The sequence below is a fragment of the uncultured Granulicatella sp. genome, from assembly GCF_963528315.1.
Lineage (GTDB): Bacteria > Bacillota > Bacilli > Lactobacillales > Aerococcaceae > Granulicatella.
Genome location: NZ_CAURVV010000004.1, coordinates 21252 through 47721, shown reverse-complemented (window position 1 = coordinate 47721; position 26470 = coordinate 21252). Strand labels below are relative to the sequence as shown.

The 26470-nt window shown below is 33.9% G+C and carries 22 protein-coding genes, 1 tRNA gene and 1 other annotated feature; of the genes, 7 read left to right on the top strand and 16 right to left on the bottom strand.

Annotation, left to right across the window (positions count from 1 at the left end; all coding sequences use genetic code 11):
- Window positions 1-76 precede the first annotated feature (76 nt).
- From RYK07_RS01925 to RYK07_RS01915, 3 genes are all read left to right on the top strand, one after another.
- Window positions 77-1258: an SSURE domain-containing protein gene (locus RYK07_RS01925; protein ID WP_314852126.1), complete on the top strand. Its 1182-nt coding sequence runs from the start codon at window positions 77-79 to the stop codon at window positions 1256-1258.
- A 70-nt stretch (window positions 1259-1328) separates the two neighbouring features.
- The gene (locus tag RYK07_RS01920; RefSeq protein WP_314852125.1) at window positions 1329-2027 is read left to right on the top strand and encodes a response regulator transcription factor; all 699 of its coding nucleotides are present in this window, start codon (window positions 1329-1331) and stop codon (window positions 2025-2027) included.
- On the top strand, window positions 2024-3073 hold the full coding sequence (locus RYK07_RS01915) for a HAMP domain-containing sensor histidine kinase (RefSeq protein WP_314852124.1): 1050 nt from the start codon (window positions 2024-2026) through the stop codon (window positions 3071-3073). Before RYK07_RS01920 ends, RYK07_RS01915 begins: the two co-directional genes overlap by 4 nt.
- A 55-nt stretch (window positions 3074-3128) precedes the next feature.
- Here RYK07_RS01915 and serS read toward each other — a convergent pair whose 3' ends face one another.
- From serS to RYK07_RS01880, 7 genes are all read right to left on the bottom strand, one after another.
- Window positions 3129-4409 carry a serine--tRNA ligase gene (gene serS / locus RYK07_RS01910; protein WP_314852123.1) on the bottom strand — a complete coding sequence of 427 codons (1281 nt, stop codon included), beginning with the start codon at window positions 4407-4409 and terminating at the stop codon, window positions 3129-3131.
- 91 nt (window positions 4410-4500) lie between these two features.
- Window positions 4501-4718, bottom strand: a binding site (T-box leader).
- 57 nt (window positions 4719-4775) lie between these two features.
- Window positions 4776-5621: a VOC family protein gene (locus RYK07_RS01905; protein WP_314852122.1), complete on the bottom strand. Its 846-nt coding sequence runs from the start codon at window positions 5619-5621 to the stop codon at window positions 4776-4778.
- A gap of 33 nt (window positions 5622-5654) precedes the next feature.
- Complete coding sequence (locus tag RYK07_RS01900; RefSeq protein WP_314852121.1) at window positions 5655-6254, bottom strand: nitroreductase family protein; 600 nt, start codon at window positions 6252-6254, stop codon at window positions 5655-5657.
- Window positions 6255-6438: 184 nt separating this feature from the next.
- Window positions 6439-7833 (bottom strand): D-alanyl-D-alanine carboxypeptidase family protein, encoded by a 1395-nt coding sequence (locus tag RYK07_RS01895; RefSeq protein WP_314852120.1) that lies wholly within the window; start codon window positions 7831-7833, stop codon window positions 6439-6441.
- Between the two features lie 123 nt (window positions 7834-7956).
- On the bottom strand, window positions 7957-8487 hold the full coding sequence (locus tag RYK07_RS01890; protein ID WP_314449968.1) for a DUF924 family protein: 531 nt from the start codon (window positions 8485-8487) through the stop codon (window positions 7957-7959).
- A 60-nt stretch (window positions 8488-8547) separates the two neighbouring features.
- On the bottom strand, window positions 8548-9369 hold the full coding sequence (larE, locus tag RYK07_RS01885; RefSeq protein ID WP_314852119.1) for an ATP-dependent sacrificial sulfur transferase LarE: 822 nt from the start codon (window positions 9367-9369) through the stop codon (window positions 8548-8550).
- A 27-nt stretch (window positions 9370-9396) separates the two neighbouring features.
- Window positions 9397-10059 carry a Crp/Fnr family transcriptional regulator gene (locus RYK07_RS01880; protein WP_314852118.1) on the bottom strand — a complete coding sequence of 221 codons (663 nt, stop codon included), beginning with the start codon at window positions 10057-10059 and terminating at the stop codon, window positions 9397-9399.
- Between the two features lie 165 nt (window positions 10060-10224).
- Between RYK07_RS01880 and larA the strand changes: the two genes are divergently transcribed.
- The 4 genes from larA to larD are packed head-to-tail and all read left to right on the top strand — an operon-like array spanning window position 10225 to window position 14514.
- Window positions 10225-11502 carry a nickel-dependent lactate racemase gene (gene larA / locus RYK07_RS01875; protein WP_314852117.1) on the top strand — a complete coding sequence of 426 codons (1278 nt, stop codon included), beginning with the start codon at window positions 10225-10227 and terminating at the stop codon, window positions 11500-11502.
- Window positions 11503-11511: 9 nt separating this feature from the next.
- Complete coding sequence (gene larB / locus RYK07_RS01870; RefSeq protein WP_314852116.1) at window positions 11512-12255, top strand: nickel pincer cofactor biosynthesis protein LarB; 744 nt, start codon at window positions 11512-11514, stop codon at window positions 12253-12255.
- Complete coding sequence (gene larC / locus RYK07_RS01865; protein WP_314852115.1) at window positions 12252-13751, top strand: nickel pincer cofactor biosynthesis protein LarC; 1500 nt, start codon at window positions 12252-12254, stop codon at window positions 13749-13751. The genes larB and larC overlap by 4 nt, the downstream gene beginning before the upstream one ends.
- A gap of 31 nt (window positions 13752-13782) precedes the next feature.
- Complete coding sequence (gene larD, locus RYK07_RS01860) at window positions 13783-14514, top strand: D/L-lactic acid transporter LarD (protein ID WP_314679826.1); 732 nt, start codon at window positions 13783-13785, stop codon at window positions 14512-14514.
- A gap of 38 nt (window positions 14515-14552) precedes the next feature.
- Here the strand turns inward: larD and RYK07_RS01855 are convergent, their stop codons facing one another.
- The 9 genes from RYK07_RS01855 to RYK07_RS01815 form a co-directional block, all read right to left on the bottom strand.
- Entirely contained in the window at window positions 14553-17324 is a 2772-nt protein-coding gene (locus RYK07_RS01855) for an AAA family ATPase (protein ID WP_314852113.1), read from the bottom strand.
- Between the two features lie 158 nt (window positions 17325-17482).
- Window positions 17483-17570, bottom strand: a tRNA-Ser gene (locus tag RYK07_RS01850).
- 465 nt (window positions 17571-18035) lie between these two features.
- Entirely contained in the window at window positions 18036-19349 is a 1314-nt protein-coding gene (locus RYK07_RS01845; protein WP_314852112.1) for a trypsin-like peptidase domain-containing protein, read from the bottom strand.
- Between the two features lie 150 nt (window positions 19350-19499).
- On the bottom strand, window positions 19500-20306 hold the full coding sequence (locus RYK07_RS01840) for an MBL fold metallo-hydrolase (protein ID WP_314852111.1): 807 nt from the start codon (window positions 20304-20306) through the stop codon (window positions 19500-19502).
- A 33-nt stretch (window positions 20307-20339) separates the two neighbouring features.
- Window positions 20340-21167, bottom strand: a complete 828-nt coding sequence (gene yycI / locus RYK07_RS01835; protein WP_314852110.1) for a two-component system regulatory protein YycI — start codon at window positions 21165-21167, stop codon at window positions 20340-20342.
- Complete coding sequence (locus tag RYK07_RS01830; RefSeq protein WP_314852109.1) at window positions 21157-22491, bottom strand: two-component system activity regulator YycH; 1335 nt, start codon at window positions 22489-22491, stop codon at window positions 21157-21159. The genes yycI and RYK07_RS01830 overlap by 11 nt, the downstream gene beginning before the upstream one ends.
- Entirely contained in the window at window positions 22482-24332 is a 1851-nt protein-coding gene (gene walK, locus RYK07_RS01825; RefSeq protein ID WP_314852107.1) for a cell wall metabolism sensor histidine kinase WalK, read from the bottom strand. The genes RYK07_RS01830 and walK overlap by 10 nt, the downstream gene beginning before the upstream one ends.
- A gap of 74 nt (window positions 24333-24406) precedes the next feature.
- Entirely contained in the window at window positions 24407-25123 is a 717-nt protein-coding gene (gene yycF / locus RYK07_RS01820) for a response regulator YycF (protein WP_314852106.1), read from the bottom strand.
- Between the two features lie 38 nt (window positions 25124-25161).
- A complete protein-coding gene (locus RYK07_RS01815) occupies window positions 25162-26457 on the bottom strand; it encodes an adenylosuccinate synthase (RefSeq protein WP_314852105.1) in 1296 nt (431 codons plus the stop codon).
- Window positions 26458-26470: the final 13 nt, after the last annotated feature.

Here is a 26470-nt window from a genome sequence, read left to right as displayed (position 1 = left end):
TATTTTAACTTTTCATTATACTCACTTTATTTTTACCTCTTATAGTAAACACATACAAAACTTAGGAGGTTTTACTATGAAAAAAAATATGCAAGAGAAAGTTACTCGTTGGTCAATTCGTCGTTTAAGTGTCGGTGTAGCATCTGTCGTGGTTGCTAGTGGATTCTTTATGATTACCTCTCCAGCAAATTCCGTGCTAGCAAAAGAAGGCAATGTTACACCGGTTACTCAAACAACCCTAGATAAGGTTAATAAAGAGAAAGAATCAAAATCGGATGATGTTAATAAACTCATTAAAAATGCTGTTGATACTGCTTTAGCTGCACCAAAAGAAACTACTGCTGAAAGCAGTAATAATAAACCAGCTACTGAAAATAAAGTAGATGCTACAAATACTCCAAAAGCTACCTCAGAAAATAGAGCTGCAACTCCAGCAGAAACTACTCCTGTTACTTCACCTCAACAAGTAAAGAATTCTGTAGCAAATAATATTAAAGCACAAACTGAAGTGCCTGCTAGCTATCTTGAAAAAGCCAATGTTCCTGGACCTTTCCTCGCTGGGGTTAACCAAGTGATTCCTTATGAATTCTTCGGTGGCGACGGTATGTTAACTCGTCTATTACTAAAATCTTCTGAAAATGCACCTTGGTCTGATAATGGGACTGCTAAAAATCCAGCATTACTTCCTCTTGAAGGTCTTACAAAAGGTCAATATTTCTATGAAGTTGATTTAAATGGAAACACTACTGGTAAAGAAGGACAAGCTCTTCTTGATCAACTTCGTGCTAATGGTACTCAAACTTACCAAGCTACCGTAAAAGTTTACGGTAATAAAGACGGTAAAGCTGATTTATCTAATGTTATTGCTACACGTGAAGTTCGTATTACTTTGCATAAAGAAAGCATGGCAACCAATCAATCTTCTTCAACTACAAATACTACATCTACAATGAAAGAAGAACATGCTACAAAAGATGAGATGAAACCAACAACTATGGAGCACTCTCAACAAATGAATTCTAAAACAATGGAACAAGAAACAGCTAAAAAAGAAGAGCTTTCTACTCCAATGATGAAACAACAAAAAGAAGAAGCAAAAGAAATGAAAAAGAATGATTCTATGAAGAAAGAAAATAAAGCTACTCTACCGGTAACAGGAGAAACTACTACAAACACTTCTGCTTTAGGAGCATTCTCAGCTGGATTAGCATTCGTTCTAGGAATCTTAGGATTAAAAGCTAAAAAAGAAAGAATCTAAGTTTAATTCCCCTAAAAATAGTGTTATACTGAGCAAAAGTATAGCACTATTTTTATCAAAGGAGTCTCTAATGGAAAAAACAATATTACTCGTAGATGATGAGTTTGAAATTACAGATATCCAAAATCGTTACTTATCACAAGCTGGTTACACGGTTTTTGTGGCCCATGATGGAGTTGAAGGGTTAGAACTATTTAAAAACAAATCCATCGATTTAATTATTACTGATATTATGATGCCCAAAATGGATGGATATGATTTTATTAGTGAAGTTCAATATTTATCTCCTGACCAACCGTTTCTATTCATCACAGCTAAAACAAGTGAACAAGATAAAATATTTGGTCTTAGTATGGGAGCTGATGACTTTATTACAAAACCTTTCAGCCCAAGAGAACTTGTACTTCGCGTCAATAATATTTTTAGAAGAATTTATCGAGGTGGAAATCCTACTCAAGTACAATTAGGAAATCTAAAATTAAACCACGAAACTTATGAAGTTTATGTAGACAATCATCTACTCAACTTAACGGTAAAAGCTTTTGAACTTTTATGGCTTTTATGCAAAAATCCTGAACGAGTTTTCTCAAAAACAGAATTATATGAAAAAGTTTGGCAAGAGGAATTTATAGACGATACAAATACACTAAACGTTCATATCCATGCTTTAAGGCAAGAATTGTCTAAACACTCTAGTTTACATACTCCAACGATTAAAACCGTATGGGGTTTAGGATATAAAATTGAAAAACCACGAGGTTCATTATGAAATTAAAAAATTATATTATTATTGGTTATCTTATCTCTACTATTTTAACCATACTCGCTGTTTTTTGGGCAGTTCAAAAAATGTTAATTGAAAAAGGAGAAATTTACTTTTTAATAGGAGTTACATTATTCGCTAGCTTCATTGGCGCTATGATTAGTTTATTGCTTCTATCACCAATATTCTCTTCTCTTAACGAACTCAAAAAGAAAGCAAAAGATATTGCCAATAAAAATTTTAATGATTCCGTCAATATTAAAGGTCCAATTGAATTTCAAGAATTCGGAAAAGCTTTTAATCATATGTCAGACGATTTAAAAAAATCCTTTGATTCCCTAGAAGAAAGTGAGAAAGAAAAGAGAATCATGATTGCACAACTTTCCCATGATATAAAGACTCCCATTACTTCGATACAAGCAACCGTTGAAGGGATTTTAGATGGAATCATTACTCAAGAAGAACAATTTCATTACTTAACAACGATTAACCGTCAAACGGAACGATTAAATAAATTAGTAGAAGAATTAGATGACTTAACGCTTAATACACAAGAAACGGAAGAGCATCCTCAAAAAAATGAAGTGATTTTCTTAGATCAGTTATTAGTTCATGCTATGAATGAATTTCACCTTTTAATTGAGCAAGAAAATAGAGAAATTAATATACAAGTTCTACCAGAATCTGCTAAATTTATGAGCCATTACGATAAATTGTTACGTATTCTAATCAACTTATTGAATAATGCTTTTAAATACTCTGAACCTGGCACACCAATCAATGTTAAAGGTACGTTAGAAGATAACATTCTCACAATTAGTGTATCGGACAAAGGAAAAGGCATTGATGCTAAAGAATTTGAACATATCTTTAAAAGACTCTATAGAGTTGAAAGTTCAAGAAACATGAAAACTGGAGGCCATGGGCTTGGTCTAGCCATTGCTCAAGAATTAGCTCATCAACTGGGCGGAAAAATTACGGTTCAAAGCCAAAAAGATGTAGGAAGTACCTTCATCCTTTCTATCCCATTTGAAAATAAAAATTCTAAATAAGAAAAAGGAATTAACGTGCTATTTGCTTCGTTAATTCCTTTTCTTCTATTCAAAATTATTTAGTAATTTTTGTAACTCCACCCATATATGGAACTAATGCTTCAGGAATTGTTACACTTCCATCTGCTTCTTGGTAGTTTTCTAAGATGGCTGCTACTGTACGACCAACTGCTAAACCAGATCCATTTAATGTGTGTAATAATTCAATTTTTCCGGTTTCAGCTTGACGGTAACGAATTTTCGCACGACGTGCTTGGAAGTCTACACAGTTTGAGCATGAACTAATTTCACGGTAAGTATCTTGTGCTGGAATCCAAACTTCAACGTCATATGTTTTAGAAGCTGAGAATCCCATATCTCCTGTACATAATACAATTGTACGGAATGGTAAGCCTAATCCACGTAATACATCTTCTGCATTATCTGTCATTTTTTCTAATTCATCAAATGATGTTTCAGGAGTTGCGAATTTCACCATTTCTACTTTGTTAAATTGATGTAGACGAATTAATCCACGAGTATCTCTTCCGGCACTACCTGCTTCTGAACGGAATGAAGGGCTTAACGCTGTGAAGTAAATTGGTAATTGTGCTTCTTCTAAAATTTCATTTGCATAATAGTTTGTTAATGGAACTTCTGCTGTTGGAATTAATGTTAAATTACGTTCGTCTGTTAATTGGAACACGTCCTCTTTAAATTTAGGGAATTGTCCTGTACCATACATTGATTGTTCATTTACTAAATATGGTGTAATCATTTCTGTATAGCCATGTTTTTCCACATGTAAATCTAACATATAGTTGTAAATGGCACGTTCTAGACGAGCACCTAATCCTTTATAGTATAAGAAACGGCTTCCTGATACTTTAGCGCCTCTTTCAAAGTCTAAAATATCTAATGCTTCTGCTACTTCCCAGTGTGGTTTTGGCTCAAAATCAAAGACACGTGGAGTTCCTTCACGACGGATTTCTACGTTTTCGTTTTCATCTTCTCCTACTGGTACATCTGCTGCAGCAATATTTGGTAAGTGTGAAGCGATGTATTCTAATTTTTCTTCTACTTCTGCTAATAAAGCATCTGTTGCTTTTACATCTTCCCCAACTTGTTTCATTTCAGCAATTTTTGCACTAGCATCTTCTTTATTACGTTTTAATTGAGAAATTTCTTCCGTTACTGTGTTACGGTATTGTTTTAATTGCTCCGTTTTTAAAATTAATTCACGACGTTTTTCGTCTAAATCACGTAATTCTTCTACTACTTTACGTTCTACTCCGCGGTTTTGTAATCCAACCACAACTTCTTCAAAGTGATCTCTCACTCGTTTCATATCTAACATATTGATTCCTCCAATTTCTTTTGTTTTGCCTGTTAAAACTTTGTTTAAACCATTGTAAAAAAATACACACAACTCATCCCCGACAAATTGTCACTGGGACGAAGTTGTGTGTTTCACTTTTATCTTCGCGGTACCACCCGTATTCAATGTTTCCATTGCACTCATTTGCGATAACGGTTTGCTCCGGATGGCTTAATCAATGCTTTCGCCATGCATCATAGTATGTGGATTCGCTTGTCATACTTTACTAGCTTTCACCAAACGCTAGCTCTCTACAAAAGACTTCAAGTTACTATTCATACAGTTTTTATATGACTGTATTTTACAATATTCTCTAGACTTGTGCAACAGGTAATCCACAAAGAATTAACGATTCAACATTAAACGTATTTTAATGCCATCTAAATCTGTAAAGTTAGCTTCCTGTTCTCCAATTTCAACATTTTTAGCAAATCTTTTCGCTCTTTCAATCGTATCTCGATACAATTGTTCATCTTCGAAAATAACGGTATAGTAAGCTAGTCCTCGCATTCCTTCTGTTCTAGTTGTTAAGCCTTGCCCACCCCATTCATTGACTGCTAAATGATGGTGATAATTTCCAGAGGCTAACCATGAAGCAGAACGAACAGAGAATTTATCTTGAACTTGAAGAACATTTTGATAAAATTCACTCGAAATACTACTCTTACGAACCGATAAATGAACATGTCCCATTCGACTACCTTCTGGCATTTTATAAGGACCTTCTAAAGAAGTTGCTAAGCGATACAATCCTTCTTCATCCATCGCTTCTGTTGTCCCAATAATACGTCCATCTTCTTTAATATCCCATTCGGAAACAGGTCTATCTCGATAAATTTCAATTCCATTTCCTTCTGTATCTTCTAAATAAATCGCTTCACTATAATCATGATCACTTGCTCCAATTAATGGAACAGAGTTATCTACAAAATGTTTAAAAATCTGCGCTAAAGCTTCTCTAGAAGGAAGTAAAATCGCTAAATGATAAAGACCATAACTACCAGCAATATCTAGTAATTCTTCCGTTTGAATCAATCGAACTAAAACTGTTTTCCCCACACCTAAGTCAATCATTGTCTCATCTTGATGAATCACACTAAGTCCAAGAACTTGCTGATAATATTGGCTTTGCAAGTCTAAATTACGTACATTCAATGCAACATATCCTAATTCAAATGATGATTGGTACATAAAGTCTTCCTCCTCTATTTTTAAAACTCTCTCTTAAGCTCCAAATACTTTGAAGCGATTTTCTGTTTGAACTTCTTTTTCACCAGCTGGTGCAACAATTGCTCCAAATGGTGCTTGAGCACGTAATTTCCAGTTAGATGGAATATCATATTTTTCTGCTAATTTTGCATCTACTAATGGATTATAGTGTTGAACATTCATTCCAATATTTTTTTCTGCTAATGCTAACCATGTTGCATATAATGAAATTCCATGAGCTTGTTCTGACCATACTGGGAAGTTCTCAGCATAAAGTTTGAATTGTTCTTGAAGACCTTTTACAACATCTTGATCTTCATAAAATAAAATTGTCCCTTTTGCTTGAGCAAATCCTGCTAAACGTTGTTTTGTTCCTTCAAACGCTTCTGCTGGTGTTACCTTTTCTAATTCTGAATAAGCAATTTCATTCCAAAATGCATCTGATTCTTCATCAAATAAAATCACAGCACGAGTTGTTTGTGAGTTAAAAGCTGTAGGTGTTTTAAGAATAGCTCCTTGAATTGTTTCCACCAATTCTTGATTAGAAAGTTCCACATTTTTTCCTAAAGCGTAAATTGAACGGCGTTTTTCTTGTAAATTTGTAAAGTTTGTCATATTGATTTCCTCTTTTCTCTTATTGTTAAATGATTTTTAGAGTTTAGAACTAGTCTTCTAACTCTTTATAATTAATTCTATATAGAAATAAATGCCTTGTCAACAAAAACGTTCTATATAGAAATAGTTTTTAAGCATAAAAAAGAGACGACCTTCGTCGTCCCCACTTTAATCAAATAAATCTCTACGCTTCTTGAGCATGTAAGAATCCTTTTACTTTTTGGAAGATATTGCCAAAAAACTCTTGGATTCGGTGAATGATCTTTTCAAAAAAGCCTCTTGCTTGTCGATAGCTATCTGTCACAATATTTGATGGATCAATTTCATATCCTGCAAAAGCTGGAACATGTCCTTCAGTTTGACCATCTACATATCCTAAATCCTCTCCTGGCATTTGGAAGTATAAATTTCCAATTGTTTTGCCTGCAGTAATAGGAGCTTGTAAGGCATTATTTTCATCTAGTAATTCCTTAAATGGTTCAAAACGTACTTTTACTTGACTCATGGCAGTGCCTTTTGGAACAGCTGCTACAAAATTATCTCCATAATCTACACTAATCTTTTCATCAGCCCCACCATTTACTGGATAAGGTTGAATATTTTGAACAGATTTACCTGGAATCCCTACAACTAAGCCTTCGTATTTCTTGAATAATTCATCTAACATTTTCGTAGTTACTTTAAAACGATTCAATGGTTGTTTAGAGCCCATCGCAACAACAATGACTGAGAAATTATTACGCGTTGCTGTTGTAGTAATCGAAGCTCCACTCAATTCAGAAGTTCCTGTTTTTAAACCATTTACACCATCATAACCAAATAATAATCCTGGAATTAAATAGTTAAAATTATCCATCTTAGTCATACCAGCAGTTCCTGGTCGAAATTCCTTCGTCGCAACAGAAGATATTTTTAAAATTTCTGGAAAATCTAATACTAATCGTCTTGCTACAATCGCAACTGAACGAGCAGACATACTGTTTTCTGCATCATCTCCAAAATCTGGATTTTTTTCTGTCGTACCGTATTTATTCGGTAATCCTGTCGCATTTACAATCGTTGCATCATGAATACCCCAAGATTCAAGCTTTTCTTTCATTCGTTCAATCCATTTAGCTTCACTTCCCGCTAAATGCTCTGCCATCGCAATGGTTGCTGCATTGGCAGAATAAATCGAACTTGCTTCAAATAACTCTTGAATACTATATTTCTCATTCGGCCATAATGGCACATTTGATAAAGAATAATTGGCACTCAATTTACTTGCTCGTTCGCTTATTGGAATTTTTGTTTCCCATGTAATTTCTGAATTTTTAATCGCTTCTAATATTAAATACTGACTAACCATTTTACTCATCGAAGCAATGCCTCGAACATCATCTTGATTTTTTTCCATCAAAATTTTTCCACTTGTTTGTTCGATAGCAATATAAGATGCAACATCTTCTAAAGCTGCAATTTCTTCTGCAGTCTTAGGCTTTTCAGCTTCTTCAGCGTGAACCATTACTTGCATCGGACTTGCTAAACAACAAGCGATTAAAGTTGTTATAACGGCTTTCATCCATTTGATTTTTTTCATAAGTTTATCTCCATAATTCTCTCTTTTTGCCTATCCATCGTATCGAATTTTCACTTAAAAAACAACTCTATTTATATTAAGGTTTTATTACTTTTTTTAATCCGTTTTACATAATCGCTCTGATTAAAATCCTGAATGATTTCGAAGAAATTCCAACTCTTTTTCAGTGGATTTTCTGCCTAAAATTTCATTACGATGCGGATAACGTCCAAACTGTTCGATTATTTCTCGATGCATTTTTTCATATTTCGCACGTTTTTCCATTCCAGGTTCAAAAAATAATTTTTCCGCTGCTTGGTGAATCGTTAATGACTCTGAATGCATAAATGGCATATATAAAAAGCTTCGTTCAATGACCGTTAATTCTTCTGAATAAGGTAAAGCTTCTTGCGCTAATACAAGCGCCATGCCATCATATAAAAATGCTCTCGCATCATTACGATATAAATTTCTAGAAAATTGATCCAACACAATAATTTCTGCTAATCTTCCTTGGATCGTATTTCTCCAATGACTTAATTCACCCGCAATGGCTGCTTGATGAATCTTAGAAAAACGTAGATTGATTTCTTCATCTAATGCGTCAGATTTAATAAACCAGTCTTTTGGTTCTAATTCCTTAAACCAAAATTGTAATACTTCTTGAGCTTCCATACTCTCCTCTTTTCTATGCAAAGAAAGAAGAACTCCTTTTACAAAGTTCTTCCTTATCTCTTATCCAATTTTTGCTTTTTCTTTATCCGTTAATACTTGATTCATTCGCCCATATTGATATCCTGCTAAGTCTAATGCCACATAGCTAAATCCAATCAAACGTAATGTACTTTCTATTTCTTGACGATGGTCTAGTAATGTTGGAATTAAATCCTGAGATACTTCAATTCTTGCTAAATCTTGGTGAACACGTACACGTACTTGTTCAAATCCTAATTGAATTAAATACGCTTCTGCTTCTTGAACCCAACGAACCTTTTCAGCTGTAATTTTTGTACCATATGGGAAACGAGATGCCATACTGCAAGAAGGTACTTTATTCCAATTTTCTACACCAAGTCTTTTCGCTAACTGACGAATTTCATTTTTATATAATCCTGCTTCTTGTAATAAACTGCGAACCCCTTCTTCATTACGAGCTTTTACTCCTGGACGGAAATCATCCACATCATCCATAATTGTACCATCTGATAAAACGGTAAAGCCTTCTTGTTCTACATGTTGTTTAATTGTTTGATACAATAATTTCTTGCTGTAATACCAAATTTTTGGAGTGTTTGCTGCAATTCTTGGGTCTGATAATTCTTCCATTTCTAATCCGATAACACGAGCCCCCATTTCATTAGCTAAATCAATAGCCATATCGAACTCGTAATCTGGGAATAATTCAGAATTCACTACAGCTGCTAAAACATTCTCACTTCCAAGAGTGTCCAGCGCTACTTTTAATAGGTAACTACTGTCAATTCCACCTGAGTATGTAACAACAAGCTTCCCGATTTCCTTTAATAATTCTTTTAGTTTTAGTTCTTTTTCATCCATAATGGTTCTCCTTATTACAGGCTCTTATTAGCCTTCTCTTCCAGTAAAATCAGCTAAGTAACTAATATCTTTTACAATGATTTTCTGATTTTTGATTTCTACAACATCGTCTGCTTTCAAGTCATGAATAATACGATTCACACTATTTCGAGTAGAAATGCCGCAAAATCCTGCAATATCTTCATTCGTAACTGCAAAATCAATGAGTATTCCATCCTCTGTTTGTACCCCAAATTGCTTGACTAATTTATAAATGAACGCACATACCGCACCTTTTTTTCCATTCATCGTCATATATTGTAACGATTCAATATTTTCGGATAATTTTTGGCGATAATATTCTCGAATATAATCTTGCAGTTTTCGATCTTCTTTTACATATTCCCAAAACTTAATCCGCTGAATTCGATAAAAACTTGCTTCTTCTGATTCTACTCGCACATTAAAGGGTGCAGATGTATAATTCGACACTTCATCTCTTAATAAGGAAATAATATCAATCGGTGTAATATACGCTAAATTAAATTCCCTACCATCCTTCAAGATAATACTCGTTTTAACAACGCCTTCTTTTAATACATATGTATAAGATTCCTCTAATCCGTGATACGCTAAATACATGTGCTTTTTCTTTTTAATGACAGGTGCATTATGCGCTTCAAGAAAGTTTACAAGATAATTTTCTTCCATTTTTATACTCCTTTTTTTCAAAAAATTCACTTGCATTTCTCAAACATTATTATCCTCTTGATAAAAATATTTTTGTTAACATATATTAACACCATTTGTATTCACATTCAAAAGAAAAAATTATATACTATATTGTGTTAGCTATTAACAAAGGAGATGTTAAAAATGGTAGACATTAAATTACCTTATGACAAACAAATAATAACTGCTAGCATTCCCGATAAAAATTTTGCAGGATTGTTAGAATCAGAAGCTGAGAATTTTTCAAATCCTCTTTCTGAACAAGAAACTGTTGAAAAATCAATGGATAATCCTATTGGTAGTAAATCATTAGAAGAATTGGCAAAAGGAAAAAAAGACATTGTTTTAATTAGTTCAGACCACACTCGTCCAGTTCCTTCTCATATTATTACTCCAATTATTTTACGTCGTATTCGTAGCGTTGCTCCAGATGCTCGTATTCGTATTTTAGTAGCAACAGGTTTCCACCGTCCTTCAACTCGTGAAGAGTTAATTAATAAGTACGGTCAAGAAATTGTAGACAACGAAGAAATCGTAATGCATATTTCTACAAATGATGACGATATGGTAAAAATCGGTCAATTACCTTCAGGTGGTGACTGCATTATTAACCGTGTTGCTGCAGAAGCAGACTTATTAATCGCTGAAGGATTCATTGAATCTCATTTCTTTGCGGGATTCTCAGGCGGACGTAAATCTGTATTACCTGGAGTAGCTTCTTATAAAACCATTATGGCAAACCACTCTGGTGAATTTATCGACTCTGATAAATCAAGAACAGGGAACTTAAAACACAACTTAATCCATGAAGATATGGTTTATGCAGCTCGTACTGCAAACTTAGCTTTTATCGTTAACGTAGTATTAGATGGAGAAAAACGTATTATCGGTTCATTCGCTGGTGATATGGAAGAAGCTCACCATGTTGGATGTGAATTTGTACGTAAATTAGCTCATGTTAAAAAAATCCCTTGCGATATCGCTGTTTCAACAAATGGTGGATTTCCACTAGACCAAAATATTTATCAAGCGGTTAAAGGAATGACTGCTGCTGAAGCTACTAATAAAGAAGGTGGCGTAATTATTATGGTTGCCGGATGCCGTGACGGACATGGTGGTTCAGGATTCTATCACAACTTAGCTGATTATAAAGAACCAAAAGACTTTTTAGAAAAAGCAATTAACACTCCACGCTTAGAAACAATTCCAGACCAATGGACTGCTCAAATTTTAGCACGTATTTTAGTACATCACCGTGTTATTTTTGTTTCTGATTTAGTAGATCCTACATTAATTACAGATATGCATATGGAAATTGCGAAAACATTTGACGAAGCATTAGCTCGCGCCTTTGAAATTGAAGGACAAGATGCTAAAGTTACCGTTATTCGTGATGGTTTATCTGTTATCGTTGAAGACTAGGATATTATTATGAATAAAAAAGATATTCTTATTCGCTTTCAAGAGGGACAGCTTTCACTAGAGGAAGCTGCCTCTCTATTAGAAGGTATCGACGATATGGGATTTGCCTCTTTAGATCTTTCTCGAAATAAAAGAAATGGATTTCCAGAAATCATTTATGGTGAAGGAAAAACAAAAGAGCAAATCGAAAAAATTATTGGATCATTAGAAAAAGAAAATCTTCCTGTACTAGCAACTAGAGTAAATAGCGAAAAAGGACAATATTTATTAGAAAAAATTCCTCACGGATTTTATTATGAAACTGCGAGAGCTTTTGTTGTTAATCCTTCACCAATTCATAGTAAACATTACATTGCTGTAGTAACGGCAGGAACAAGTGATATGCCTGTAGCAGAAGAAGCTGCTATTACTGCTGAAACATTTGGAAATCCTGTGAAACGTATTTATGATGTTGGAGTTGCTGGTATCCATCGACTATTCAATCGCTTGGATGATATTCGTGGTGCTAGTGTCATTATTGTCATTGCTGGAATGGAAGGTGCTCTTGTGAGTGTAGTCGCAGGATTAGTAGATGTCCCTGTCATTGCAGTGCCTACAAGTGTAGGATATGGAAGTAACTTACAAGGTCTAACAACTCTGATGAGTATGTTAACTTCTTGTGCTTCTGGTGTGACAGTTGTCAATATTGATAATGGATTTGGCGCTGCTTATTCTGCTAGTATGATTAATCAGATTCGAGGTGTTTCATCATGACACATTTATATTTAGAACCTTTATCTGGTATTAGTGGAGATATGCTGAATGGTCTTCTTATTGATTTAGGAGCCAGTTCAGACTATTTACAACAAGAACTAAAAAAATTAGCTGTAGATGGCTATCATTTACATATTCATAAAATTGCTAAAAGCAGTATTTATGGAATTGATTTCGATGTTCATTTAGAACATGGAGAAAAAGACCATGGAGTCCATGGAGATTTCACTCATGATGATGATCATCATCATGAACACGATCATCATCATGAACACGATCATCATCATGAACACGATCACCATCATGAACATGACCATGACCATCACCATCACCATGACCATCACCATGAACACGATCACCATCATGAGCACGATCATCATCATGAGCACGATCATCATCACGAACACGATCATCATCACGAACACGATCATCATCACGAACACGATCATCATCACGAACACGATCATCATCATGAACACGATCATCACCATGAACATGGTCACCATCATCACGATGACGTTCGTGGATTACAAGAAATTATTGAAATTTTTGAAAATAGTACCGTTTCTGAATTTGTAAAAGAAAAAAGTATGGAAGTATTCCGTGACATCGCTCGTGCAGAATCTGCTGTTCATCAAGTTCCAATTGAACACATTCATTTCCACGAAGTGGGAGCAATTGATTCGATTGTAGATATCGCTAGTTTCTTTATCTTATTTGAAAACTTAGGGATTACAAAAGTATATAGCGCTCCTTTAGTAGAAGGTAGTGGTACAATCAAAGTCGCTCATGGCGTTATGCCTGTGCCTGTTCCGGCAGTCATGCAATTAAGAAAAGGAACTTCTATCTTAATTCATCAAGATTTTGATATTAAAACTGAGTTGATTACACCAACAGGGATTGCCTTACTAAAAGCAATTCATCCAGACTTTACCATTCCAGAAAACTTAGAAATCACTTCTGTAGGATATGGATTTGGAAAGAGAGATACTGGAAAATTCAATGCTTTACGTGGAAGTTTATGTCATCCAACAACTCACTCTTTCAAAGAAGTACATCAGTTAGACGATGATATTTATCAAATCGATACGACGATTGATGATCAAACGCCTGAACAAATGGGATTCTTAATGGATTTCCTATATGAAAAAGGAGCACTAGATGTCACTTATTTCAGTGTTCTAGCTAAAAAGAATCGTCCAGCAATTCATGTAACGATTTTAATTTCTCTGTCTCAATTAGAAGAATTTACAAAAATTTTATTTGAGCAAACAAGCACGATTGGATTTCGTTATCAAAAAATTTCAAGAAAAGTGATGCAACGAACTTTTCAAGAAATAGAAACGAGTTTAGGAACCATTCGTGTCAAACAAAACACATACCAAAACATCTCTAAAACAACTCTCGAATATGAGGATTGTGCTAGACTAGCCAAACAGCATCAATTGCCCATTGGAAAAGTTTATCAACTATTAGAAAAAGAAATATTATCATAATTTAAAAATAAAAAGGAGTCTTATATTTTATATGTTTACACAACAATTTATTCACTTATTATTATCAGAATTTATGGGAACTGCCCTAATGATTTTATTCGGGGTTGGGGTACACTGTGACGAAGTATTGAAAAAAACTAAATACAATGGTTCAGGTCACTTATTCGCCATCACAACATGGGCATTCGGTATCACAGTAACATTATTCATCTTTGGTGGAGTTAGTATTAACCCAGCAATGGCATTAGCAAAAGTTGTTTTAGGTTTATTACCTGCTGAACAATTTATCCCTGTAGCAATTGCTGAATTTTTAGGAGCTTTCGTTGGTGCAGTTATCGTATGGTTCATGTATGCAGACCACTTTACAGCTTCTGAAGGTCAAGTAGATGGAATTGCAATTCGTAACATCTTCTCTACTAACCCTAACTGCCGTAACTTACCTCGTAACTACTTCGTCGAAGCATTTGCAACATTTATTTTCTTAACAGCTATCTTAGCTACTGAACAAGTGAATAAAGATCAATTAAACATTATTGTTGGTTTACTTGTATGGGCTGTTGGTATGGGTCTTGGAGGTACTACAGGATTCGCAATGAACCAAGCTCGTGACTTAGGACCTCGTTTAGCTTACCAAGTATTACCAATCAAAAATAAAGTAAATAATGACTGGCAATATGGATTATTAGTTCCAGGTACTGCTCCATTTGTAGGTGCTGTAGCTGCTGCATTATTTGTACGTTATTACTTAGGATATTTCATGTAAAACAAAAAAGCTGCGTTAGCAGCTTTTTTTGTTTACTCTTATTTTGACATCACTAAAACATCCTCTAAGTCTTGTTGGATTATTTGGTTTGGATCAATGGATGGATTATTACCAAATCGAGTAGCTAGACGTAATCTTAACTTCTCATTGAAGTTACGAATCCAACGACCATTACTGCGGTCATTTGTTCTAGCATATGCTGTTGCAACAACTTGACGATATGCTTCTTCATCTACTGTTAAGGAATCACTAGCTAATTCATACAATCCAATTTGAGCAATTTCTTCAGATGTATAATCTTCAAAATCAAATGTATTTGGAACACGACTCGCTAGTCCTGAATTTGTTTCTAAGAAAGCACTCATTTCTTTATGATATCCTGCAAAAATAACAACCATATCATGACGATGATCTTCCATAAACTTCAAGATTTCATCAATGGCCTCTTGTCCAAAATTGTCATTAGCCCCATGTTTTAAGGAATAAGCTTCATCTATAAAAAGTACTCCCCCTAGAGCAGCTTGTAAATGTTCTCTTGTTTTAATGGCTGTTTGCCCTTGGTATCCACCAATTAAGTCCCCACGAGAAACTTCCACCATTTTATTGGTTGCAATCATCCCTTTTTGATACAACAATTCGCCAATTATTCTAGCAACTGTTGTTTTACCTGTTCCTGGATTTCCTAAGAATAACGAATGTAACGTAATATTTTTCGTTTCGATTCCTTGTTCTTGTCTTACCTTCGATAATTCTACTTGATTAATAAAGGCACTGACTTGTTCTTTGACTTTTTCTAAACCAATTAATTGATTTAATTGTTTCCATGCATCAACTTTATTGTCGGATTCTTCATAGCTTCCTTGTGACAATGCTTTTTCAATATCTTGATTTTTAATTAAAGTCATATCTTCGTTTTCTTGTGACATCACACGGAAAATAAATTCTTGCATAATTTTCTCATTTTGATTACGAATCCATCGAGCATTACTCTTATCTAAGGAACGTTTATAGGCTTCTTTAATTTTACGAGTATAAAATTCTGGATCTTCAACTTTTCGAGCTTTTCCTTCAAAAATTTTAAGTCCCATTTGTACAATTTCATCTGGTGAATAATCTTCAAAGGTTAATTGATGTGGCACACGAGAATTGAATCCTGGATTCACATCAAAAAATTGTTCCATTTCTTTTGTGTATCCTGCAAAAATCACCATAATATCATCACGATGGTTTTCCATATACGTTAATAATTCATTAATCGCTTCTTCGCCTGTGCTATTCGAACCTTTTTTATTTAAAGCATACGCTTCATCAATAAATAACACGCCACCTTTAGCCTCTTCTAATTTCTTACGAGTTTGTTCTGCTGTTTGATTCACATATCCAGACAATAAATCAGCAGCTGATACTTCTACAAATTTGAACTCTTCCCCTTTTAAGGCTCCATATTGGAATAAGATTTGTCCCATTAAACGTGCTACAGTGGTTTTCCCTGTTCCTGGATTTCCTAAGAAAGCTGCATGCATCGTCATTTTTTCAGGAGGTAATCCTTGTTCGATTTGTAATTGATTATATTTTGCTTGTTGAATTAATTTATCAACCTTTTCTTTGACGGTTTTTAGTCCAATTAATCCTTGTAATTGTGCATAGTAATCAGTATTCGTATGATGGGCCTTTTGTGCATCCTCAGTTCGAATAATCTCCCCTTTTTCGCTTCTTTCTGGAGCTGCTTTATGTTTTTGAGCAACTCTGCATTGACTCGTTTCATCTGTTTCATAATTTAGTTTAGTGGCATCTCCATTTAAATGAATAAAGTCATTTGTAACGAAGCACGAACCCTCTTTAGCACGAATAATAGGAGAAATTTCTTTTTCCACTTCTATACTATCTCCGACAAATACAGCGTTTGTTGTTAAACTAATTGGAATATGTCTACTTTCTTTATTTAAAAAGTGTAATCTACCTTGTGAATATAAAGTTGATTCTTCTGCTATTGCTAAATTATGCTTTACAGATCCATTCACCATACGAATATGGCTATTTTTGATTCTCATAAAACTAACGGTTAAATTTTTGAAAACTCCCCTACTACCACTTTGAAGTAAAATGGTGTAATAATTTGTTCCAACGCCCTCGACAATACTATCTTCCAAATTGATTTCACTCTGATTCAAATCCAAAACAGGATTCGTTCCTTCTTCAAAAGTTCCATAAATTTGACTCGAAATAATTGTTAACTTTGAATCTTCACTCCATACAGATTTAGGACGACTACACTCCATTTTTGAACGAACAAACTCTAATTCAGAATTTTCTCGAATCCATAATCGATTTTGAATGGTAGAATCTTGAATAGAAACAGCTGAATGAACAAATTTCATTCCTAATTGATGTTTGTCTGGTAATTTTGTTGTAAAATTCTTAAAATTGACTTTACTTTTTTCTTCTGAAAGCAACAAGAAATACTCATTTGATGGAAATTCGCTTTGCAGTACACAATTTTCAAAAGTTACTTCTGATTCTCCATTAATGCGAAACATATTTTGATTTTCTAATACGGACATCCACAAATTTTGAAACGTCACCTTTGCTTTATTAGAAATTTTAATTTTCCCCGTAATCGTATTTAGAAATGTATTTCCTTCTATATGACCAACGATTGTAATATTTTTTGTAATCTCAGTAAAAGGTTCTTTTGTAAAATTCATGATCAAATTAGGAGTAAATTCAATAATATCTCCATCCTTCGTAGCTTCATAAGCCGCATCAAAATCCCAAGTGTCTTCAGTTGCTCCAACAAGAAATCTTGGCATATTCTCACTCCTTGTTTCTTTTTATTTCATTAAAATTTCTACTTATAATAATATTATTATACCAACGTTCATTAGAAAACTCTATTAAAAAAAGGCTTCATTCACAAAACAAACTTGGAACAAAACCTCTAAAAACGTTGATATATCAAGAACATAAAAGGAGAAGAGGAGATTTGAACTCCCGCGTCGCTTTCGCGACCTATCGCATTTCGAGTGCGACCCCTTCAGCCTCTTGGGTACTTCTCCACTATTAACAATAGTATATTCCCTTTTCCTCAACTGCTCAAGATTTTTTCAAAAATTTATAAGAAACTCACAACTTATCCACAGAGTTATCCACATGTACACATGTTCGCTACTAAATTTTGTTTATTATTTCCCCCTTATCCCCTATATATTGGTCAATACCCTTTTTTTGTAATTTTTCTGTTACATCTTGTTCGATTACTTTATCCACAATTTTATCCTATTATCCAAAGATATACAAAACATACAGAAACGTTGATATAAAGGCTTTTTTATGAGTTTTAAACTAAACTTATTCACAACTGTTCATTATTCTGTGGATAACTCCACTTATTAAAAAGCTTATTATATCAATGTTTTTTAAAAAAACTTTTTTATTTTTTCTACACAATTAAAATAAATATCCACATAGTTATCAACATTTCTGTGGATAACTATGTGGATAGTATCATCTTATTCTATTTTTTATAAACTTGGACTATCTGAGCTTGTTAATTGAATAGTTGTTGTTTGTTTTTGTCCATTTCTATAGTATGTAACTTCCATACTAGAACCAACTGTTTTACTATATAATGCTTTTCTTAATGTTTGTACTCCTGTAACTGGTTTACCATCAATTTCTGTAATGACATCGTATTGTTTTAATCCACCTTTACTTGCACTACTATTTTCTTGGACATCCGCTACAACGACACCTTCTTTAACATCGTTTGATAACTCTAATTGTTGACGACCTTGAGAAGAAACAGAGGTTAAATCTACCATTGAAATTCCTAAAACTGGACGAATTACTTTACCAGATTTTTCTAATTGATTAATAATAGAAACTACCTCATTACTTGGAATCGCAAATCCAATTCCTTCTACGCTAGATTTACTAATCTTCATAGAGTTAATTCCGATAACTTGTCCTGCTGCATTAACTAATGCACCACCAGAATTCCCTGGGTTAATCGCTGCATCTGTTTGAATAGCATTTACAACCCAGTCTTGTTTACCATCACCATCTACATCTGTTGGAACAGAACGATCTTTTGCAGATACAATTCCTTGCGTTACACTTGTAGCAAACTCAGTTCCTAAAGGAGAACCAATCGCAATTGCTGTTTGACCAGCTTTCACTTCATCTGAATTCGCAAATTCAGCTACTGTAGTTACTTTATCTGCTTTAATTTTTAATACTGCTAAGTCAGTCCACTTATCTGCGCCAATTAATTCTGCTTTTTCACGAGTACCATCTGCCATTAATACTTCTAATTCTTGAGAACCTGAAATAACATGATTATTCGTTACAATATAAGCATAGCCATTTTCAACTTTATAAATAACTCCACTACCTTCAGAAGCAGTTGTTAAATCACTATCTTCTGTTTTTTGATTTTGTCGACGACTTTGTCCGTTACTTCCAAATAAATTATTTTGATTTAAACTTTGTTTATTAATCACAGATACGACTGCATTTTTTACATTTGAAACAACATCTGAAACATCTCCAGCACCCTTATTAGATAATGCTGTCGGGCTTGTTTTCACAGTTGTTGTACTTGTTGCAGTTGATTTTGCTCCAGTTAATTGGTTTAACGTTCCTGTCGCACTCATAGCACCAAATCCAATGATAACGGCTAATAGTCCACCGGTTACTCCACCAACAAAACCTGAACGAAAAGCTTTTTTCTTCTTAGTGTTTTTCTTTTCTACTGGAGTACGTTCTTGTGTTTCTTCATTTAATACTGTATTTTCTTGTGTGTTTTCTACTTCTTCATGGAATTCATTTGTCATGAATATCCCCTCCTTTTTCACTTTAGTAATTTCTTTATTGCTTTCTTTTGACACTCTTATACTAATCTAGCTTTTTGAAAAAAGTTTGAAGATAATGTAATTAAATCGTTATAAAGCTGTTAAAAATTCCATTATTTTTTGAAAATTCTATTAAACTCTAAACAATTCAGTCGGTTCATACGGATCGGTATGATAGACTTCAAAAGTTTCATGAATTCCACAGTCGTGCTGTAATAAAATAGATTCAGCTGTTTGATACGCTAATTCTTTCAAATTGTTATCTTGGCTTAAATGTCCTAAATAAATTCTCTTTGTCTTATCTCCTAGCATTTCACACATCGCTAATGCGCCATCTTCATTCGATAAATGCCCTTTATCGCTAAGAATTCTTTGTTTTAAATGCCATGCATAATTTCCCATACGAAGCATATCTACATCATGATTACTTTCCATTAAGTAAGCATCCGCATTAGATAGTAATCTCCTTAATTTCTCGCTAACATAACCTGTATCAGTTAACATCACAAATTGTTTTTGATCTTTTTGAAATGAGTAAAATTGGGGACAAGCTGCATCATGAGACACTGCAAAACTCATTACATCAATATCTCCAAAAGTTTTTGTTACTCCTGGTTCAAATAAATGTTTTTGCTCTTGCTTAATCACACCGATATTTTTATTTTCCATGGCTTTCCATGTTTTCTCATTTGCATAAATATCCATGCCATATTTTCTTGCTAATACTCCGATCCCTTTAATATGATCTACATGTTCATGCGTGACTAAAATCGTATCAATATCTGCCACTGATCGTCCAATTTTTTCCATTTGTGCTGCAATGGCTTTCCCAGTTAACCCACAATCAACTAAAATTTTTCTTTGTGGTGTTTCAATATACGTTGCATTACCCGAGCTTCCACTCGTTAGTAAACTCACTAAAAAACTTGATTCGCTCATATTGTCTTCCTTTCTATTGCAGCTACAGTTCTATTACGGTGTTGTTGTATTCACCGTTTCTGTTGCTTCATTCGTCAATACAGTACCTCTAATTGCATCTACTCGACGAACGAGAGTTTGTCCATCTACTTGTTTAAATTCTACATACCAAGCTGGAGAATAAATGGATAAATCTTTTAGTGCTAAAGATTTGTAATACGATAATCGAACAACTGAAACTGTTGAACGAGTTGGAATTCTCCCAGCTAAGTATAATACTTCCATCGCTTTTTGAGACGTAATTAGAGTACGATTGGTCCCAAGCACTGATACATTTCCTGCAAAAGTCTGTTCATAACTGATCACTTGATTATTCGCATTTAATGTAAAAATAATTTGACTACTTCCATCCATGACTGGAATTTGATTCGCACGTTGCGCATAAATCACTTTACGTGTTGTCGGATTATAATTAAACCATGTATATTGATTTCCATTAATAATAGAACCACTTTCTACATAAGTTGTTAATTCTGCAAAATTTTCGATGGTAGCTGTAGTATTCGCATCTAATGTCAATTGAATCGGTGCTAATAATTGTGATGAAATAACCCCTTTATCATATGTAGCAACTTGGCTCGGTAAAATGCTGATTAAATGTTCAATATTAGTAGGGCTAATTTGAATAATCGGTAGAGATTCTACCGTCGTATTTACCCCTGTCACCGTTATTCCATCCGTTCTCATTTGCTCCATCACATTAATACTTGTATTCAAAGGACTTTTTACTTCCTTTTTCATTTGCCAAAAAGTTCCAAATAAAAAGATATCTAGAAAGAGAAAACTAAGAATTAATACTAAAGTTGATCGTCTAAAATCCATCGCTATCTCCTCCTTGATCCAATGTTGGTAAAGAAATTTCTTCTAAAGTTTTCCATTTATGATCGATTTTGATAAACCAATTTGGAACAAACTCAACAACTTGATTACTTTCTCGGCTTAATTGCCAAGCATACCCTAAACGAATATCCTCTAATGTATCTAATGCAATTCCTTTTCCTAAAATTTGATCCATTAATTCTTTTCCACTCATTAAATCAATCGATTCATTTTTTGAAGGAATTGGAGTCTCCGCAATTAGAGAAGAAACTCGCATTTTTTCAATTCCTGTTGCTGTAATAATAAATTGAGATAACCCTTCTTTTGCATTTGAAAGAATTGGATACGTTCCTACATAACGCATATATTCTACAATTTTTCGTTCACTATCAAAGTCCGAAAAACTCATTCCTAATTTCCATCCGCCTAATTTCTTCATTTGCGCAAATGATTGTTGTAAATGAACCGTTGTTGTTAACTGTTCATCATCCACTCGATTCTGATAATAGGAAATGACATTCGTAGAACGATCCATTTTTAATTGGGATAGATTATCATTATATATAATGGATTGTCCATCACTTCTATTTCTTAATTCTGAAGGATTCGCAAACAATTGAGTAATATAAAAACTCATTGGAATTTGTTCCATCAGATAAGTTTGTTTTTCTAATGCTAGATCATTTACTTCAATAAAAATCTGTTTATTTTTTAAAATATATGATTCGACTAAGTGGAATTTTGTATCATCATAATAGTTAGATAACTCTGATTGAATATCTTGATCTGTTTTAGCTTGGAATACTTGCTTTGTATAATCATTAATAAAGTAAACATTTTTTGAATCATCATGACGATAGAGAATTCGACTAAATGTTTCTTGTTTGTATTCCTCAGGTACATCATTAAAATATCTGGTCATTACTCCAAATGTCACTGGTGCATCAAATAATAACTGCCCAAATGAATCTCTTAATACTAATTGTTCATATACTTCTTGACTCAATATTTCTTTTTTTGAAATATCTTTAAATTTGCCAACCAAACCTTCATTAACAGATGCAATGATTGTAGAATCACTCGTCATTTTTCCTTTATTCTCATGGGAAATAATAAAGCGAGTTGGTCTAAAAACATCTTCCATTGAATAAGAAACTCTTGTTTGAGTACTAGCATCTTGGTTGGTTGAAGCTACATTTCTTGTAAATCCATTTGGAGAGAAAATTTCTACAGGACGGAATACAACCGCCATCGTTAATACTAAACTAATAATACTTAATAGTATTAAAATAAATACTAAATATCTTAAACGAATTTTCATTCCCATTCACCATCCTCTTCAAATGGAATATATGGTAAGGAAACAAAGAAGGTTGAACCTTTGTTTTCAATACTATTCACCCAGATTTTTCCACCATGTAATTGGACAACTTCTTGAGCAATCGCTAATCCAAGACCACTACCTCCCATTGCACGAGAACGTGCCTTATCTACACGATAGAATCGATCGAATAAATGAGGAATATCTTTTCGGGCAATTCCTAAGCCTTCATCACTCACACTTACAATAATATCCGTATGAGTTTCCATTAAACGAACAATAATTCTTCCCCCATCTGGAGAATACTTAATCGCATTGTTAATAATATTATCTAATACTTGCGTAATCTTATCTTGGTCTAATTCGACCCATAAGTCACGCTGGGTAATATCTGTTAAAATACGATAATTTTTTTCTCGATACGGTTCAGACTGCAACACCATCTCAAAACGATTGACAATATGAACGACCAATTCATTCATATTAATAAATTCTTTTTCCAACCCTAGACGATTTTGGTCCATACGAGATAAATTCAGTAAGTCCGTAATCATTCGCATCATACGATCAGTTTCAGTTTCAATAACTTTTAAAAATCCTGGGGCAATTTCTTTATTTTCCCAAGCTCCATCTACTAATGCTTCCGTATAACTCTTAATACTTGTCAATGGTGTACGTAATTCATGTGATACATTCGATACGAAATTTCTACGTTCTCTATCAATCTTTTGTTGTTCCGTAACGTCTGTTAAAACACAAACTAACCCACTAATAAAGCCAGATTCACGCTGGATAACAGAAAACTCACATTGAACAATTGAGTCTTCTCCATCTTCTTCTAAATGAATCAATCTTTCTTGTTGTGTTTCTAATAACTCTCTAAACGTTACTTTTTCATCTAACGGCAAAATAGATAATAATGGAATTCCTATTACTTTTTCCGATTTTAAATTTAAAATATCTAAAGCTGCTGTATTCATAATGACAATACGACCACGTCTATCTGTTGCGATTACTCCATCACTCATATGACGTAAGACACTATCTAAACGTTGTCGTTCCGATTCTGTACTTTCTTGAGCTTCCTTAATTTTAAAAGATAGATCATTAATAGCTTGCCCTAATTGACCAATCTCATCATCACTATAAATTTTTACTTCACCAGTATAATTTCCTTCAGCAATTTTTTCCGTTTGCTTTTTCATTTCCGCAATCGGTTTTGTAATTCCTTGAGAAATTAAGAAAGTAATAATAATAACCAAGACAATAGCGATTAAAGATGAACTTACGAAAATAACCCCGATATCTTTTACTTGGGTATATCTCGACTCGATATTCGTCGTAACAGAAATAATTCCTAGAGGATTTCCTGAATTTCCACTAGTGGAAGAAATTGGAGAGACAATTTTCCAATAACGAGTATCATGTTCTGTAAAATTATAAGCATACACGGTATTTGTTAATAATACTTGTTGCGCATCTGCTTCTGTCGTTCGAGTTCCTACAACAGATTGTTGGGATTGATTCGTAGTCCCTAAAATATATCCTTGAGAATCTAATACTCGAGCCTCTACAATACTACTTCCTGTTGGATAATCTTGCAGTATTTTAGAAATTTCTGCTATTTTGACTTCATCTTTATCATCTTTTGACACAATCGGTTGAACACTATTTTTTAAAAATCCAACTTGTAATTGAATTTGTTCTTGGAAGTTTGAAATCATCTGTGTTTCTAATTGACGAAGAAAGTTTGCAACAATCAATTGCAACGAAATCATCAGCATAAAAATAAATAACACAGGGATTTTAAATTGAATGGAACGAAAGAATCGTTTCACTTTTTGCATGTTTTTTCTCCTTTATTAAAAATAAATGCGCCTTTCTTCCCAGAATATTTCTTGGTAAAGAAAAGCGCATCTTTCTAAGCTTCTTTTTCTTGTTCTGGAGTTTTAATATAGTAGCCTACTCCACGTCTTGTCATAATCCATGTAGGATGACTCGGTGTATCTTCAATTTTTTCACGTAAACGTCTAACCGTTACGTCTACTGTACGAACATCTCCGAAGTAATCATATCCCCAAACCGTTTGTAATAAGTGTTCTCTCGTAATGACTTGACCAATATGTTTTGCTAAATAGTGAAGTAACTCAAATTCACGATGTGTTAATTCAATTTCTTCGCCTCGTTTAGATACTACATAGGCATCTTCATGAATAATTAAGCTTCCTAATACAATTTCGTTTGCAGATTTTTCTTCATCCGGTTCACTTGGTGAAATATGTTGACGACGTAAATTAGCTTTCACACGAGCAATTAATTCTCGATTTGAAAATGGTTTAGTTACGTAGTCATCAGCTCCTAATTCTAGCCCTAAAACTTTATCAATTTCAGAGTCTTTTGCGGTTACCATAATAATCGGAACATTACTTGTTTTACGAATTTCTCGGCAAACTTCTAAGCCTTCAATTTTTGGTAACATTAAATCTAAAATAACTAAATCAGGATTTTCTGCAGCAAAAACTGCTAATCCTTCTTCACCGTCAAATGCGGTAACAACTTCAAAACCTTCTTTTGATAAACTAAATTTGACAATATCTGAGATTGGTTTCTCATCATCTACTACTAAAATCTTTTTCATAACTAGCTCCTCTCTTGCGATCGAGCGTTTGGGAAATATTATTCACTATCCCAAACATCTTCTAAAATGTTGGTTTGGTTTCTATCTGGACCTACTGAGAATGTTGAAATCTTCACTCCTACTAATTCTGAAACTCTACGAACATAGTTTTGTGCTTCAATTGGTAATTCATCCAATGTACGGCATCCTGTGATGTCCTCAGTCCAACCAGGAAGTTCTTCATAAACTGGTTCACACTGTCCTAGTTCTACTAAACTTGCTGGATAATGACTAATTTCTTCTCCATTTGGTTTACGATAAGAAACACAAATTTTTACTGTTTCTAATCCAGTTAATACATCAATACTATTTAAGCATAAATTTGTAATACCAGATACACGTTTAGAGTGTCTCATCACAACACTATCAAACCATCCAACACGGCGTGGACGTCCTGTTGTTGTTCCATATTCACGACCAACTTCACGAATACGACTTCCAATTTCATCAAATAATTCTGTAGGGAATGGGCCATCTCCAACACGAGATGTATATGCTTTACAAACACCGACTACTTTTGTCACTTTTGAAGGGCCTACGCCACTACCAATTGTCACTCCACCTGCTAATGGGTTAGAAGAAGTTACAAATGGATAAGTTCCTTGATCAATATCCAACATTACACCTTGTGCGCCTTCAAATAATACTCGTTTTCCATTATCTAAAGCATCATTTAATAATACAGAAGTATCGCAAACATATTGCTTAATTTGTTGACCATATTCATAATATTCTTCAAAAATTTCTTCAAAATTCATCGGATTTGCATCATATAATTTCGTAAACTGACGATTTTTGTCTTCTAAATTCAAACGTAAACGTTCTTCAAAAACTTCTCGATCTAATAAATCTGCAATACGAATCCCTACACGAGCTGCTTTATCCATATAAGCAGGGCCAATTCCTTTAATCGTTGTACCGATTTTCTTGTCCCCTTTAGCTTCTTCTTGTAAACGATCCAATTCAATATGGTATGGCAAAATTACGTGCGCACGATCTGAAATTCTTAAATTATCAGTCGTAATATTTCGTTCATGTAAATAGGCTAACTCTGTTACTAATGATTTTGGATTAACCACAACCCCATTTCCAATAATACAAAGTTTTTCTGGTGAGAAAATTCCTGACGGAATTAAATGCAATTTATAAGTTTCTCCACCAAACTGAATCGTATGTCCAGCGTTATCGCCCCCTTGATAACGAGCCACATACTCTGCTTTTTCACTAAGGAAATCAGTAATTTTACCTTTTCCTTCGTCTCCCCATTGTGTACCTACTACTACTACTGATGACATATCCGCACCTCTT

What these genes read in the sequence shown, in the direction of transcription:
- RYK07_RS01925 (WP_314852126.1), top strand. Translation starts at nt 77, where the DNA reads ATGAAAAAAAATATGCAAGAGAAAGTTACTCGTTGGTCAATTCGTCGT.
- RYK07_RS01920 (WP_314852125.1), top strand. Translation starts at nt 1,329, where the DNA reads ATGGAAAAAACAATATTACTCGTAGATGATGAGTTTGAAATTACAGAT.
- RYK07_RS01915 (WP_314852124.1), top strand. Translation starts at nt 2,024, where the DNA reads ATGAAATTAAAAAATTATATTATTATTGGTTATCTTATCTCTACTATT.
- serS (WP_314852123.1), bottom strand. Translation starts at nt 4,409, where the DNA reads ATGTTAGATATGAAACGAGTGAGAGATCACTTTGAAGAAGTTGTGGTT.
- RYK07_RS01905 (WP_314852122.1), bottom strand. Translation starts at nt 5,621, where the DNA reads ATGTACCAATCATCATTTGAATTAGGATATGTTGCATTGAATGTACGT.
- RYK07_RS01900 (WP_314852121.1), bottom strand. Translation starts at nt 6,254, where the DNA reads ATGACAAACTTTACAAATTTACAAGAAAAACGCCGTTCAATTTACGCT.
- RYK07_RS01895 (WP_314852120.1), bottom strand. Translation starts at nt 7,833, where the DNA reads ATGAAAAAAATCAAATGGATGAAAGCCGTTATAACAACTTTAATCGCT.
- RYK07_RS01890 (WP_314449968.1), bottom strand. Translation starts at nt 8,487, where the DNA reads ATGGAAGCTCAAGAAGTATTACAATTTTGGTTTAAGGAATTAGAACCA.
- larE (WP_314852119.1), bottom strand. Translation starts at nt 9,369, where the DNA reads ATGGATGAAAAAGAACTAAAACTAAAAGAATTATTAAAGGAAATCGGG.
- RYK07_RS01880 (WP_314852118.1), bottom strand. Translation starts at nt 10,059, where the DNA reads ATGGAAGAAAATTATCTTGTAAACTTTCTTGAAGCGCATAATGCACCT.
- larA (WP_314852117.1), top strand. Translation starts at nt 10,225, where the DNA reads ATGGTAGACATTAAATTACCTTATGACAAACAAATAATAACTGCTAGC.
- larB (WP_314852116.1), top strand. Translation starts at nt 11,512, where the DNA reads ATGAATAAAAAAGATATTCTTATTCGCTTTCAAGAGGGACAGCTTTCA.
- larC (WP_314852115.1), top strand. Translation starts at nt 12,252, where the DNA reads ATGACACATTTATATTTAGAACCTTTATCTGGTATTAGTGGAGATATG.
- larD (WP_314679826.1), top strand. Translation starts at nt 13,783, where the DNA reads ATGTTTACACAACAATTTATTCACTTATTATTATCAGAATTTATGGGA.
- RYK07_RS01855 (WP_314852113.1), bottom strand. Translation starts at nt 17,324, where the DNA reads ATGCCAAGATTTCTTGTTGGAGCAACTGAAGACACTTGGGATTTTGAT.
- RYK07_RS01845 (WP_314852112.1), bottom strand. Translation starts at nt 19,349, where the DNA reads ATGACAAATGAATTCCATGAAGAAGTAGAAAACACACAAGAAAATACA.
- RYK07_RS01840 (WP_314852111.1), bottom strand. Translation starts at nt 20,306, where the DNA reads ATGAGCGAATCAAGTTTTTTAGTGAGTTTACTAACGAGTGGAAGCTCG.
- yycI (WP_314852110.1), bottom strand. Translation starts at nt 21,167, where the DNA reads ATGGATTTTAGACGATCAACTTTAGTATTAATTCTTAGTTTTCTCTTT.
- RYK07_RS01830 (WP_314852109.1), bottom strand. Translation starts at nt 22,491, where the DNA reads ATGGGAATGAAAATTCGTTTAAGATATTTAGTATTTATTTTAATACTA.
- walK (WP_314852107.1), bottom strand. Translation starts at nt 24,332, where the DNA reads ATGCAAAAAGTGAAACGATTCTTTCGTTCCATTCAATTTAAAATCCCT.
- yycF (WP_314852106.1), bottom strand. Translation starts at nt 25,123, where the DNA reads ATGAAAAAGATTTTAGTAGTAGATGATGAGAAACCAATCTCAGATATT.
- RYK07_RS01815 (WP_314852105.1), bottom strand. Translation starts at nt 26,457, where the DNA reads ATGTCATCAGTAGTAGTAGTAGGTACACAATGGGGAGACGAAGGAAAA.